Annotated in this window: 10 protein-coding genes; 7 read left to right on the forward strand and 3 right to left on the reverse strand. The window is 59.4% G+C overall.

The genetic code is table 11. The features are described from left to right. Positions 1-5: 5 nt before the first annotated feature. A complete protein-coding gene (locus DHN55_RS18530; RefSeq protein WP_108883039.1) occupies positions 6-2,369 on the reverse strand; it encodes a molybdopterin cofactor-binding domain-containing protein in 2,364 nt (787 codons plus the stop codon). A gap of 73 nt (positions 2,370-2,442) precedes the next feature. Continuing rightward, the gene (locus DHN55_RS18535; RefSeq protein WP_108883040.1) at positions 2,443-2,907 is read right to left on the reverse strand and encodes a 2Fe-2S iron-sulfur cluster-binding protein; all 465 of its coding nucleotides are present in this window, start codon (positions 2,905-2,907) and stop codon (positions 2,443-2,445) included. Positions 2,908-3,076: 169 nt separating this feature from the next. Here DHN55_RS18535 and DHN55_RS18540 point away from each other — a divergent pair, with 169 nt between their 5' ends. Further along, positions 3,077-3,499, forward strand: a complete 423-nt coding sequence (locus DHN55_RS18540; RefSeq protein WP_108883041.1) for a DUF4864 domain-containing protein — start codon at positions 3,077-3,079, stop codon at positions 3,497-3,499. A 258-nt stretch (positions 3,500-3,757) separates the two neighbouring features. Further along, positions 3,758-5,761 (forward strand): putative bifunctional diguanylate cyclase/phosphodiesterase, encoded by a 2,004-nt coding sequence (locus DHN55_RS18545; RefSeq protein ID WP_337660521.1) that lies wholly within the window; start codon positions 3,758-3,760, stop codon positions 5,759-5,761. A 10-nt stretch (positions 5,762-5,771) separates the two neighbouring features. On the opposite strand, the gene DHN55_RS18550 is transcribed toward DHN55_RS18545, so the two are convergent. Continuing rightward, the gene (locus DHN55_RS18550; protein ID WP_337660522.1) at positions 5,772-6,749 is read right to left on the reverse strand and encodes a GlxA family transcriptional regulator; all 978 of its coding nucleotides are present in this window, start codon (positions 6,747-6,749) and stop codon (positions 5,772-5,774) included. An 80-nt stretch (positions 6,750-6,829) separates the two neighbouring features. Here DHN55_RS18550 and DHN55_RS18555 point away from each other — a divergent pair, with 80 nt between their 5' ends. The 5 genes from DHN55_RS18555 to DHN55_RS18575 are packed head-to-tail and all read left to right on the forward strand — an operon-like array spanning position 6,830 to position 12,659. Further along, a complete protein-coding gene (locus tag DHN55_RS18555; RefSeq protein WP_108883044.1) occupies positions 6,830-7,717 on the forward strand; it encodes a 3-keto-5-aminohexanoate cleavage protein in 888 nt (295 codons plus the stop codon). Beyond that, positions 7,714-8,676 carry a 3-hydroxyacyl-CoA dehydrogenase NAD-binding domain-containing protein gene (locus DHN55_RS18560; RefSeq protein ID WP_108883045.1) on the forward strand — a complete coding sequence of 321 codons (963 nt, stop codon included), beginning with the start codon at positions 7,714-7,716 and terminating at the stop codon, positions 8,674-8,676. The genes DHN55_RS18555 and DHN55_RS18560 overlap by 4 nt, the downstream gene beginning before the upstream one ends. Next, a complete protein-coding gene (locus DHN55_RS18565; protein ID WP_108883046.1) occupies positions 8,676-9,446 on the forward strand; it encodes a 3-oxoacyl-ACP reductase FabG in 771 nt (256 codons plus the stop codon). The genes DHN55_RS18560 and DHN55_RS18565 overlap by 1 nt, the downstream gene beginning before the upstream one ends. Before the next feature lie 5 nt (positions 9,447-9,451). Further along, complete coding sequence (locus DHN55_RS18570; protein ID WP_108883047.1) at positions 9,452-10,615, forward strand: acyl-CoA dehydrogenase family protein; 1,164 nt, start codon at positions 9,452-9,454, stop codon at positions 10,613-10,615. 7 nt (positions 10,616-10,622) lie between these two features. After that, entirely contained in the window at positions 10,623-12,659 is a 2,037-nt protein-coding gene (locus DHN55_RS18575; protein WP_108883048.1) for an acetate--CoA ligase family protein, read from the forward strand. Positions 12,660-12,665 lie beyond the last annotated feature (6 nt).

The following is a 12,665-nucleotide window of genomic DNA, read 5'->3' on the forward strand; positions in this document are numbered from 1 at the left end:
TTGGTTTATTCAGCCGCTTCGCGCAGGTGCGCCATGGCGTTCCAGACATTTTGCGGTGTTGCCGGCATTGCCACGTCCTTGACGCCCAGTGCGCTGGTCAGGGCATTCATGACCGCAGCAGGTGCAGCAATCGCCCCGGCCTCGCCACAGCCCTTGATACCCAGCGGGTTTGACGGGCATTCGGTCTTGGTAAAGCCCAGCTTGAACGACGGCAGGTTGTCGGCACGCGGCATGCAGTAGTCCATGTACGAACCGGTCAGAAGCTGACCGCCGTCATCATAGACAACCGCTTCGGTCAATGCCTGGCCGACACCTTGCGCAATACCGCCATGGACCTGGCCTTCAACAATCATCGGATTGATGACATTGCCAAAGTCGTCCACGGCCACCCAGTCGACGATTTCCGTCACACCGGTATCCGCATCGACTTCCAGCTCACAGATATGACAGCCTGCCGGGAAGGTGAAGTTGGTCGGGTCGTGGAAAGCCCCCTCCTTGAGGCCCGGCTCGATTTCAGACGTCGGGAACTTGTGGGCCACATACGCAGACAGCGCCACTTCGCCGAACGCCATCGCCTTGTCGGTGCCTTTGACCGAGAAGCTGCCGTCCTTGAACTCCACATCGCTTTCGGACGCTTCCATCACATGGGCCGCCACTTTCTTCGCCTTGGCCTCGATCTTGTCGAGTGCCTTGGAAATGGCGGTCATGCCGACCGCGCCTGAACGCGATCCATAGGTGCCCATTCCGAACTGAACCTTGTCGGTGTCGCCGTGCACAATGGCCACCTGGTCGGCTGGAATACCCAGCCGGTCCGATACCAGCTGTGCAAAGGTTGTTTCATGACCCTGGCCGTGACTGTGTGACCCGGTGAGGATTTCAACCGTGCCGACCGGGTTCACGCGAACTTCAGCCGACTCCCACAATCCCACACCGGCTCCCAGTGAACCGACGGCCGCAGACGGTGCGATACCGCAAGCCTCGATATAGTTGGAAAACCCGATGCCGCGCAGCTTGCCCTTGCGAGCCGAGGCGGCCTTGCGTTTCTCAAAGCCGGCATAGTCGATCATCTCCATCGCCTTTTGCTGCGATGCGCTGTAGTCGCCGGCGTCATAACACATGATGACCGGGGTCTGATGCGGGAACGAGTTGACGAAATTTTTCGCCCTGAACTCGGCCGGGTCCATGCCCAGTTCGCGAGCCGCCGTTTCCATCAGCCGCTCCACCACATAAGTGGCTTCCGGCCTGCCGGCGCCACGATAGGCATCCACCGGCGAAGTGTTGGTGTAAACCGCATCGACTTCGGCATAGATGCTGGGGATGTTGTACTGGCCCGACAGGAGCGTTGCATAAAGATAGGTCGGGACCGACGACGCAAACGTCGACAGGTATGCACCCATGTTTGCAATCGTCTTGGCGCGCAGCCCGGTGATCCTGCCGTCCTTGTCGGTTGCCAGTTCCGCCTTGGTCACGTGATCGCGGCCATTGGCATCGGTCAGGAAAGCTTCCGAACGATCAGCAACCCACTTGACCGGCACCCCGCCGGCCCGCTTTGACGCCCACAGGCATACGACTTCTTCGGCATAAATGAAGATCTTGGAGCCGAAACCGCCACCCACGTCCGGCGCGATCACGCGCAGTTTGTGTTCCGGCGCCAGTCCGACAAACGCCGAGATGACCAGCCGGGCCACGTGCGGGTTCTGGCTGGTTGTGTAAAGCGTGTAGTGATCTTCGCCCGCATCATATGATCCGATTGCAGCGCGTGGCTCCATGGCGTTCGGCGCCAGCCGGTTGTTGACAAGATCAAGACTGGTGATGTGTGCGGCACTGCTGAAGGCCGCCTCGGTTGCGGCCTTGTCGCCAAGCTCCCACTCAAACACGGTGTTCTTGGACGCCACATCATGTACCTGCGGTGCGCCGCGTTTTTGCGATGCCACCGGATCGACATTGGCGTCCAGCACCTTGTAGGTCACGTTGATCATTTCGGCAGCGGCTTTCGCCTGCGCCATTGTGTGGGCCACCACGACCGCCACCTGGTCACCGACATGGCGTACCTTGCCCTGTGCCAGTACCGGATGTGGCCCTGCCTTCATCGGCGAGCCGTCCTTGGAATGGATCATCCAGCCGCAGATCACGCCACCGATATTGTCAGCCGCGGCATCATCACCGGTCAGCACGCACAAAACGCCGGGTGCCTTCTCCGCTTTCTTGATGTCGATTTTCTTGATCTCCGCATGTGCATGCGGAGAGCGCAGAAAATACCCGACTGCCTGGCCCGGCAGGTTGATGTCGTCGGTGTACCGGCCCTTGCCGGTGATGAAGCGGTGATCTTCCTTGCGCAGCATGCGCGCGCCAATGCCTGTATCACTCATTTGATTATCGTTTCCTCTAATTCGGTAAAATGTTCCAACCCGGTCAGCGCCACGATAGGGCGACCGGGGCTCGTCACATCTTGGCGGCGCCCGCCTGAATGGCCTTGACGATGTTGTGATAGCCGGTACAGCGGCAGATGTTGCCTTCCAGCTCCTCGCGAATGGTCTCTTCCTTGAGCTTCTTGCCCTTGCGCTTCACGATATCGATACCCGCCATGATCATGCCGGGCGTACAGAAGCCGCATTGCAGCCCGTGATGTTCGCGGAAGGCCTCCTGCATCGGATGCAGCTCGCCGTTCTTGGCAAGTCCTTCGACCGTGTTGACTGTTGCGCCGTCGCAGGCCACCGCCAGGGCTGTGCACGATTTGATGGCCTTGCCATCCACATGCACCACACAGGCACCGCACTGGCTGGTATCGCAGCCGACGTGTGTGCCCGTTTTTCCAAGATTACCGCGAATGAAGTCGACAAGCAGTGTGCGGCCTTCAACGTCACCACAAACTTTTTCGCCGTTCACCGTCATTGATATTGCCGGCATTCAGAACCTCCCTTTGTACTCAAATCATCCGCCATGATCCATCTGGCGGCTTTGCCGGGCGCCAGCTTGCGTCAAGCTGCAAGCCAAGGTCAAGCTGTACCACTCATCCTCCGCGTGCATTTTGGCGTATACAGCACCAACAGATGGAAAACTTGGCGAAAGGTCGGGCATGTTCGGAAAAATCGCAGGCATCATGATTGTAGCTTCGGGTCTTCTTATGGGCAGCCCGGCTGGCCACACCCAGGAACCGGAGACACTCAAGTCCATCATCTCCAATCAGATAGAAGCATTTCGCAACAACGACGGCGTGACGGCATTCGGTTTTGCTTCCCTGAAGCTGCGCTCGATCTTCCAGTCGCCCGAAAGGTTCATGGAGATGGTCAGGCGTCAGTACGCGCCCGTCTACCGGCCGGAGAATTTCAGCTTCGGGCAGACGTCGCTGGAGACTGCCGGACGGCCGGTTCAGGTCGTCGACATTGTCGATCAGCAAGGCCGGTCGTGGAGAGCCGTTTACACATTCGAGCAACACCCTGACGGTTCGTGGCGCATTGCAGGTGTGCGGCTCGAAAAGCTGCCCGGCAACAGTGCCTGACCTGGTTCACCCAGCAACCTGAAATCCAGGCTCACCGCCAAATTCCCGCAGTTCACAGGCACCGCCAGGTATGGGTGTACTATTCGGTTAAGGCTCCGGTAATCACACTGGCAATTAGCGGAAATCAGCAACTTTTCTGCAACTCTGGCCCGGTATCAATAACCTCGACAAAAACATGTCTGTGCATTTCTTGACGGCAGATTGTCTGGATCCAGAGGGGCTCGCGCCCTGATCGACGGGTCGTGAAGGGGAATTGAAGTGCTGGCTCTGCGTAAATCTGCGCCCGCGTTCGTGGTATTTGTGCTGATCGTCGCTGCCGCTATCGGCTTCGGCGTTCATCAGGCCCTGGGCCTTGCCGTGGACAGCGCGGTTCAGCGCGACGGTGAAGTCAGGATGCGTCAGTGGGCGGGCTATATCAACAACCGCCTGCCCGATCTTGAGGAGATTGTCGCAACAGGCCGGCCAACACCTGAACAATTGGGCAAGCTCGAAGTCATGCGCGAGGTCGGCAATGTCTTCCAGTTCAGGCTGTTCGCGCCTGACGGCACCCCAATCCTGATTTCCGATGAAGTTTCCACTCGTGCCAGCGAAGATTCCGTGGGCGAATTTGACCCTTTGGCCAGAACGGCGTTTCAGACAGGCCGGAGCCATATAGCCGTAAGAAGCGGTAAGGACGAAGCCGGCAAACCCGATGTCTATGTCCAGTCATACGTGCGGGCCCATGGCGCCGGTGGGCGCCCCATCGGCATATTTGAGATCTTCGTGGACCAGACCAAAATGGCCAGTTTCCTGCAGGCAATATTCGGCTGGGTTGCAGCCGGGCTGGCCCTGTTGGGTTCGTTGGCCTACCTGATACCGTCATTTGCATTCCTGCAGAGAAATGCCGACGCGAACCGCGCGGAAAACAAGGTTTCCTACCTGACCGAGTTCGACCCGCTGACCTCGCTCATGAGCCGGTACTCCTTTACTGAAAGACTGGATCGGGCGCTGGCCCGGCCATATGCCTATCTGAGCCCGGACGCCATCGTTTTCATCGATATCGACAACTTCAAGGCCATCAACGACGAGTATGGTCATGAAGGTGGCGACCAGTTCATCGTTCACGTCGCCAATGCGATAAAATCACAGGTGCGCGAAATTGGCTACGCCGCACGCTTCGGCGGCGATGAATTCATAATATCGATGCCTGGTATTACCGAGAGCGGCCTTCGCAAAGTCTGCGACAAGATACTGTCGGCGGCCCGAAAGCCGGCCCAGTGCGGAAACCAGGTCATTAAGGGCGAGATCAGTATCGGCGCCCACATGAGCCACCAGAAAAGCAGTTCAGGCGACCTGTTGAGAGCAGCTGACATTGCACTCTACAACGCCAAGAACTCCGGCAAGAACCGGGTTGTGCTGTTCAACGAAAACATGGCTCATCAGCTGAAGTCCCGCCGCGACCTGGAACGCCGTCTGCAAGCGGCTCATGACCAGCAAGAGTTCGAACTGAACTACCAGCCGATCATTGACAGCGGCACGTCAAAGATTGCCGGCTTCGAAGCCCTGCTCCGCTTGCCCGACGGCAATGGCGGATACATACCTCCGGACCAGTTTATACCGGTTGCTGAATCCATCGGCCTGATAGCGCCGATCAGCAAGTGGGCCATGCACGAAGCCCTTACAACCGCCAAGACCTGGCCCGGCAAACTGTTCATCTCGGTCAACCTGTCACCGCGCCAGTTCGAGGACGGCAATCTTGTCAGCACAATCAAGTCGGCGGTCCAACAAACCGGCTTCCCGTCTGATCGCCTTGAACTGGAGGTCACCGAAAGCCTGTTCCTCGGCAATACCGAAGCTGTCGATCTGCAGATCAAGGAACTGAAGGACCTTGGCGCCTCGATCGCGCTGGACGACTTCGGTACCGGCTATTCAAGCATCGGCTACCTCATTCGCTACGGTTTCAACAAGCTGAAGGTGGATCGGTCGTTCCTGCTGGCGCATGACAAGGATCCGGAAAAGCTGCATGGCGTTCTGGAGACCATCGTGTCGCTCGGGCACGGACTGGGCATGTGCGTAACCGCTGAAGGCATCGAGACATCGGACCAGGCCAAAATGCTGGGCGAGTTGAAGTGCGACCAGTTCCAGGGTTTTCACTTTGGCAAGCCGATGGATCGCGACAATGTTGCAATCACCTTGTTGCGCTCAACCGTGGACACGATGGCCGAAGTCAAGCAGTTGTCTCCAGGCCTGGCCGCCACAAAATCCAGACGCGCGGCAACCTAGGACCGGGCATCTAAACTCCGCTGTCTGCAGCAATTTTTCGGCGGTGTTGCGACGGAGAGAGCCCGTACCTCGCTCGGTAGGCCCTTGAAAACTGGGCAATCGACGAAAAGCCGGATGCCAGTCCTGCATCGCGCACACTGAGGCGGGAATACATCAACAGGTGCTCCGCTCTTTCAAGCCGCAAGGACAGATAAAACCGCATCGGCGGCATGCCCAGCAGGCGTTTGAACCTGCGCTCAAGCTGGCGCGGAGAAATCCCCGCGGCATCGGCCAGGTCTTCGAGCCGCAAAACATCTTCCAGGTGATTTTCCATGGCAGAGATCGCGGCCAGCATCGCATCATCATCGACGCCATACCGTGCCCTGGCTGGAATGCGCGTGCCGCCCGGCGCTTCGCCGTGGCGGGCATGCACCAGCGTATCCGCGACCCGTGTTGCCAGATCACGGCCATGCAGCGAGCCGATCCACGCCAGCATCATGTCCAGCGGTGCAGTACCGCCTGATGATGTCAGGCGCGGTCCGTCAATTTCATACAGTGCATCAGTGACAGTGACGCGCGGATAATCCTCACGCATGGCACTCAACGTTTCCCAGTGGCAGGTTGCCCGCCTGCCGTCCAGTGCTCCCGCGTCGGCCAACACGATTGATCCGGTGTCCAGCCCGCCCAGCCAGACACCGGCGCCATCCAGCTTGCGCAGCGCGGCGCGCAGGTTGCCGCTGATGGCGTGCTGGTGATCATAACTGGAGCACACCATGACAAGGTTGGGTCTTCCCACCTTCGGCATGGCAGCTGACACAGACACCGGAATACCGTTGGATGCCGTGACCGCATTGCCGTCCACCGAGGCAAATCGCCAGGCAAACAACTCACCGGCGAACCTGTTGGCCACCCGCAACGGCTCCAGCGCAGAATACAGCGCGATCATCGAAAAATTCGGCAGCAGCAGAAATACGATATCGAACGGCGAACGCATTACAGATTTACTCAAAAATTTGTCGTTTTTCCTCAAATAGAACTGTGACCACCGGCTAGACTTTCTGTCAACCGCAAACTCGAGGGAGAAGCTCCATGAACCCCAAGGTCATCATCACATGCGCCGTCACCGGCGCAGGCGACACGGTCGGCAAGCACCCGGCCATTCCCGTAACTCCCGAGCAGATTGCCAATTCGGCGCTTGAAGGGGCATCTGCCGGCGCTGCCATCGTTCATTGCCATGTACGCGAACCGGAAACCGGCAAAGGGGTTCGCAATGTCGACTATTACCGGGAGGTCATGGAACGCATCCGCGCCAGGAACACCGATGTCATCATCAACCTGACCGCCGGCATGGGCGGCGACCTGATGATCGGCGACGGTGAGACACCGCGCAACTTCGATGAGGATAACACCGATCTTGTCGGCCCGGTTGAACGCCTGCTGCATGTTGCCGAACTGCGCCCGGAAATCTGCACGCTCGACTGCGGCTCGCTCAACTTCGGCGACACCAATTCCATCGTCGTGCAGACACCGGTACAGTTGCGCGAACAGGCCAGGCTGATCCAGTCCTACGGCGTAAAGCCGGAAATGGAGATTTTTGACTCCGGCAATCTGTGGTTTGCCAAGCAACTCGTCTCGGAAGGCCTGATTTCAGGCATTCCGATGTTCCAGCTCTGCCTCGGTATTCCCTGGGGCGCGCCGGTCAACACCGAAACCATGACCTACATGGTATCGCAACTGCCCGACGAATGCGTCTGGGCCGGTTTCGGCATCGGCCGCTGGCAAATGCCGATGGCGGCCCAGGCCATGATCCTCGGCGGTCATGTCCGTGTCGGACTGGAAGACAATCTCTATCTGGACAAAGGCGTCTATGCCTCCAACGGCTCGCTGACCGAGCGGGCCACGGAAATCATCCGCCTGCTGGGGGCACAGGTCGCCACCCCGGCTGAAGCCCGCGGCATACTGGGTCTCAATTCATGACCGGCGTCAAAACCCTAGGGATAGCCGGTTCCGGCGTTATTGGCGCCGGCTGGGCGGCGCGTGCCATGGCGCACGGCGTTGATGTCGTCGCCTATGACCCGTTTCCGGAGTCCGAACAGGCGATGCGCGACAAGGTTGAACGCGCCTGGCCATCCATGATCAAGTTGATGGACGGCAAGCCGGACACCACCGGCACGCTCACCTTCACAACCGACTTGAAGCAAATGTGCCAAGCCGCTGACTGGATTCAGGAAGCCGCACCAGAGCGCGAAGACCTGAAGATCTCGCTGTATGAGCAAATGGATGAACTGGCAAACCCTTCGGTTGTCATTGCCTCATCGTCATCCGGATTTCTGCCAACCCGTCTGCAGTCGAAATGCAAGCATCCCGAACGCGTCATCATCGGGCACCCGTTCTATCCGGTTTACCTGCTGCCGCTGGTGGAAACCGTTGCCGGTGAAAAAACATCCGCTGACACCATGGACCGGGCGGACGGGTTCTATCGCGCCATCGGCATGTTCCCGTTACGCCTGAAAAAGGAAATTGACGGCTATATCTGCGACCGCCTGCAGGAAGCCATGTGGCGCGAGGCGCTGAACGTTCTCGACCTGGGGATCGGCACGACGGAGGATATAGACAGGGCGATTGTCTACTCCGCCGGCCTGCGCTGGTCCATCATGGGCTCCTTCCTGCACTACCACACCGCCGGCGGCGATGGCGGCATGCGGTCTTTCATGGCCCAGTTCGACCCGTCACTGGAGTTGCCGTGGACCGACCTGAAATTCCCCAAATGGTCTGACGAACTTACCGACAAGCTGATTGGCGGTTGCGAGACGCAGGCTGAAGGCAGGAGCATCGGTGAATGGGAAACCAAGCGCAACGACGTGCTGGTCGACATCATGCATGTGCTCAAGAAGCACAATATCGGCGTTGGTGAAGTCCTGAACGGGAAAGTGTGATGTCGGCGCGGCGCATCATCATTACCGCTGCGGGCTCAGGCATTGGCCGGGAAATCGCCATCCGGTTTGCCGATGAAGGTGCGCAGGTTCATGTCTGCGACGTGGACCGGGATGGCCTGGATGAGATCACGTCACAGCATCCGACCATAAAAGCTGCCAGGCTCGACGTAACTGATGAGGCCGCTGTCGATGCCTGGTTGCACGCTGCACTCGATGATCTCGGTGGCTGCGATGTGCTGGTCAACAATGCCGGAATTGCCGGTCCCACCGCTGCCGTGGAAGACATGACGTTACAGGCATGGCGGCAATGCCTTGCCATCAACCTTGATGCGCAAATGCTCACCTGCCGCCGTGTCATGCCGGTCATGAAGGCGCAAAAGGCCGGCTGCATCATCAACATGTCATCTACCGCAGGTCTGTTCGGCTGTCCGTTCCGCACGCCCTATGCTGCCGCCAAATGGGCCGTCATCGGATTCACAAAATCAGTGGCAGCAGAAGCAGGTCCGTACAACATACGTTGCAATGCCATCTGCCCGGGATCAGTAGATGGTGATCGCATGGACCGGGTTATCGCTGCCGAAGCTGCAAAAACCGGAAAGTCGCCGAGAGCAGTGCACACTGAGTACACGTCCGGCACTTCCATGCGGCGCTTCGCGAAAGCATCCGAAATCGCTGATTTGTGCCAGTACCTGGCGTCCGACGCAGCTAAATTCATTTCCGGCCAGGCCATACCAGTGGACGGCCACACCGAAACCTACCACTCGGAGTAAATGTCATGGACTTCAACCTCACTGAAGAACAGCGCATGATCGTGGATACCACGCGAGCTTTTGTGGAAAACGAACTGTATCCGCATGAAGCCGAGGTGGAACGCACCGGCGAGCTTCGCCGCGACCTGTACGAAGAGTTGAAAGCCAAGGCCATCGAGGCGGGCCTGTATGCCGCCAACATGCCGGAAGAAGTAGGTGGCGCCGGCCTCGATACCCAGTCCTGGGTGTTGTATGAAAAGGAACTCGGACGCGCCAATTACGCCCTGCACTGGAATTGCGTGGCCCGGCCGTCGAACATCCTGATGGCCTGCAATGAAGAGCAGCGTGAGCGCTACACCCTGCCCTGCGTGCGTGGTGAAAAGATCGACTGCATGGCCATGACCGAACCCGGTGCCGGATCTGACCTGCGCGGCATGAAGGCAACTGCAGTGCGCGACGGCGACGACTGGATCATCAACGGCACCAAGCACTTCATCTCTCATGCGGATGTAGCTGATTTCGTTATTGTTTATGCCGCCAGTGGCGAAGAGGACACGCCGCGCGGCAAGAAAAAGCTGATTACGTCGTTCATTGTCGACATGGGCACCCCCGGGTTCACCGTGCGCGACGGCTACCGAAATGTCTCGCATCGCGGCTACACCAACTCGATACTGGAATTTGACAATTGCCGGGTGCCGGACGCCCAGCGCCTCGGTGAAATCCACAAAGGGTTCGAGGTTGCCAATGACTGGCTCGGCGCCACCCGCCTGCAGGTTGCAGCCACCTGCCTGGGCCGCGCCGAACGCGCCTTCGAACATGCCCTGCAATGGTCGGTGGACCGGCAACAGTTCGGCCAGCAGATATCCAAGTTCCAGGGTGTGTCGTTCAAGCTTGCCGACATGGCGCTCGACCTGAAATCGGCGAACCTGCTCACCCTGGAAGCCGCCTGGAAATACGACGAGGGCACCGTCACCGACGCCGACATGGCCATGGCGAAACTCAAGGCATCGGAAATGCTGGCTTTCGTGGCCGATGAAGCCATCCAGATACATGGCGGCATGGGCGTCATGGACGAGTTGCCGCTGGAACGCATCTGGCGCGATGCCCGCATCGAGCGTATCTGGGAAGGCACCTCGGAAATCCAGCGCCACATCATCTCGCGCGAACTGCTGCGTCCGCTCGGTGGATGAAACGCACATGGGTTCGCAATCTCTGGATCGCCTGCTGTCTCCCCGTTCGGTCGCCGTTGTCGGCGGCCGGGTTGCGGAAAGCGTGATCGGCGAACTTTTGAAGCTGGGCTTTACCGGCGACATATGGCCGGTGAACCCGAAGCGGGACAACATGGCCGGGCTTGCCTGTTTCCCCAGCCTGGAAGACCTGCCGAGCGTGCCAGATGCCGCCTATATCGGCGTGTCGCGCGAACCTGCCATTGCGGCAGTGCGCACCTTGCGCGCCCTGGGCGCAGGCGGCGCAGTATGTCATGCCGCCGGGTTTTCAGAACTGGGCGACGGCGGCACCCCGCTCAACGATGCGCTGATCGAGGCCGCCGGTGACATGCCGGTCATCGGGCCCAATTGCTGGGGCGTGCTGAACCTTCTGGACCGCACCGCCTTGTGGCCGGATTTTCACGGTTGTGAGCCGGTCGAACGGGGCGTCGCCATCTTGTCCCAGTCCGGCAATATGGCTATCAATTTCACCATGCAGGCCCGCGCCCTGCCGCTGGCCATGGTCATCACTGTCGGCAATCAGACGGTCACCGACATCAATGACATGATCGAGGCGCTGCTGGACGACGAGCGCATTACCGCCATCGGCATCCACACCGAAGGCATTGCGGACGTGGCGCGGTTTTCGGATATCGCCTGCAAGGCGCATGCGAAAGACAAGCCCATTGTCGCCCTGAAAACCGGGGCATCGGAAAAGGGCGCCCGCGCCACCATCAGCCATACCGCGACACTGGCCGGCAGCGACCGGTTTTATGATGCCCTGCTTGCCCGCACCGGCGTTGCCCGGGCCCGGTCGGTACCGGCCTTCATCGAAACACTGAAGCTGTTGTCCGTGGCAGGCCACCTGCCCTCGGGCCGCATTACCTCGCTGAGTTGTTCAGGCGGTGAAGCCTCCCTGATGGCAGACGCGGTTGAACAACGGTCTCACCTGTCACTGCCTGACCTGTCACCTGGGGAAACTGCAAGCGTGCGCGCAACCCTGAACGAGTTCGTCGACGTGGCCAATCCGCTCGACTACCACACCTTCATCTGGGCCGATTTCGACGCCATGAAGCAGACCTATGCCGCCATGATGCGGGTCGATGCCGACATGGCCTGCCTGATCTACGATATCCCGCGTGCCGACCGGGCCGATACCGCACAGTACGACATCGGTCTTGACGCCTGGATCGCAGCCAAGCAGGAAACCGGCAGTGCTGCCTGTGTGATCGCCACCTTGCCTGAGTGCCTGCCGGAGGCAACAGCCACGCGGCTGCGCGAAGCAGGCATCACGCCTTTGTTCGGGCTTGATGAGGCGCTGGATGCCATGAATGCTGCCGCTGCAACCGCAGCATGCACACCACATCCGTTGCCGTCACCCGAAGTAATGACTTCCCAGGCGGGCATACTGACCGAGCATGCCTCCAAGGCAATGCTCGCACAGGCGGGCTTGCGGATACCTGATGCCATAAGCTGCGCCATATCCGAGGCGGGCTCCGCCGCCGGCGGCATCGGTTTTCCGGTCGCCCTGAAGGCATCCGGCGTTGCTCACAAGACGGAAGCCGGAGGCGTGACGTTGAACCTCGAAACATCGCAACAGGTCCAGACCGCGGCGGATGCAATGTCTGCCATAACGAGCGACGTTCTCGTTGAGGAAATGATCACCGATGCCGTTTGCGAGCTCATTGTCGGCATCACCCGTGACCCGCAGTTTGGCCTGGCGCTGGTGATTGGTGCCGGCGGCGTCCTGACGGAACTGCTTGAAGACAGCGCCATCATCTTGCTGCCTGCTTCGCGGGCAGACATTGCAACGGCACTTGCGAGCCTGAAAGTCAGCCGTCTCATTGACGGCTATCGTGGCAAGGCAGGCGACCTTGCAGGCACCCTGGAGGCAATCGAAACCGTTGCACGGTTTGCCACCGACAACGCCACGACACTTGAAGAACTGGACATAAACCCGTTGATGGTGCTTGCACCCGGCAAGGGCGCCGTTGCAGCAGACGCCCTGATACGCATTCGCCAGATTTAAAGGAGA

The sequence above is a fragment of the Anderseniella sp. Alg231-50 genome (genome assembly GCF_900149695.1).
Classification (GTDB): Bacteria; Pseudomonadota; Alphaproteobacteria; order Rhizobiales; family Aestuariivirgaceae; genus Anderseniella.

Excerpts from the sequence above, each read along its gene's own strand:
- DHN55_RS18530 (WP_108883039.1), bottom strand. The coding sequence starts at position 2,369 with ATGAGTGATACAGGCATTGGCGCGCGCATGCTGCGCAAGGAAGATCAC.
- DHN55_RS18570 (WP_108883047.1), top strand. The coding sequence starts at position 9,452 with ATGGACTTCAACCTCACTGAAGAACAGCGCATGATCGTGGATACCACG.
- DHN55_RS18565 (WP_108883046.1), top strand. The coding sequence starts at position 8,676 with ATGTCGGCGCGGCGCATCATCATTACCGCTGCGGGCTCAGGCATTGGC.
- DHN55_RS18575 (WP_108883048.1), top strand. The coding sequence starts at position 10,623 with ATGGGTTCGCAATCTCTGGATCGCCTGCTGTCTCCCCGTTCGGTCGCC.
- DHN55_RS18535 (WP_108883040.1), bottom strand. The coding sequence starts at position 2,907 with ATGCCGGCAATATCAATGACGGTGAACGGCGAAAAAGTTTGTGGTGAC.
- DHN55_RS18540 (WP_108883041.1), top strand. The coding sequence starts at position 3,077 with ATGTTCGGAAAAATCGCAGGCATCATGATTGTAGCTTCGGGTCTTCTT.
- DHN55_RS18555 (WP_108883044.1), top strand. The coding sequence starts at position 6,830 with ATGAACCCCAAGGTCATCATCACATGCGCCGTCACCGGCGCAGGCGAC.
- DHN55_RS18560 (WP_108883045.1), top strand. The coding sequence starts at position 7,714 with ATGACCGGCGTCAAAACCCTAGGGATAGCCGGTTCCGGCGTTATTGGC.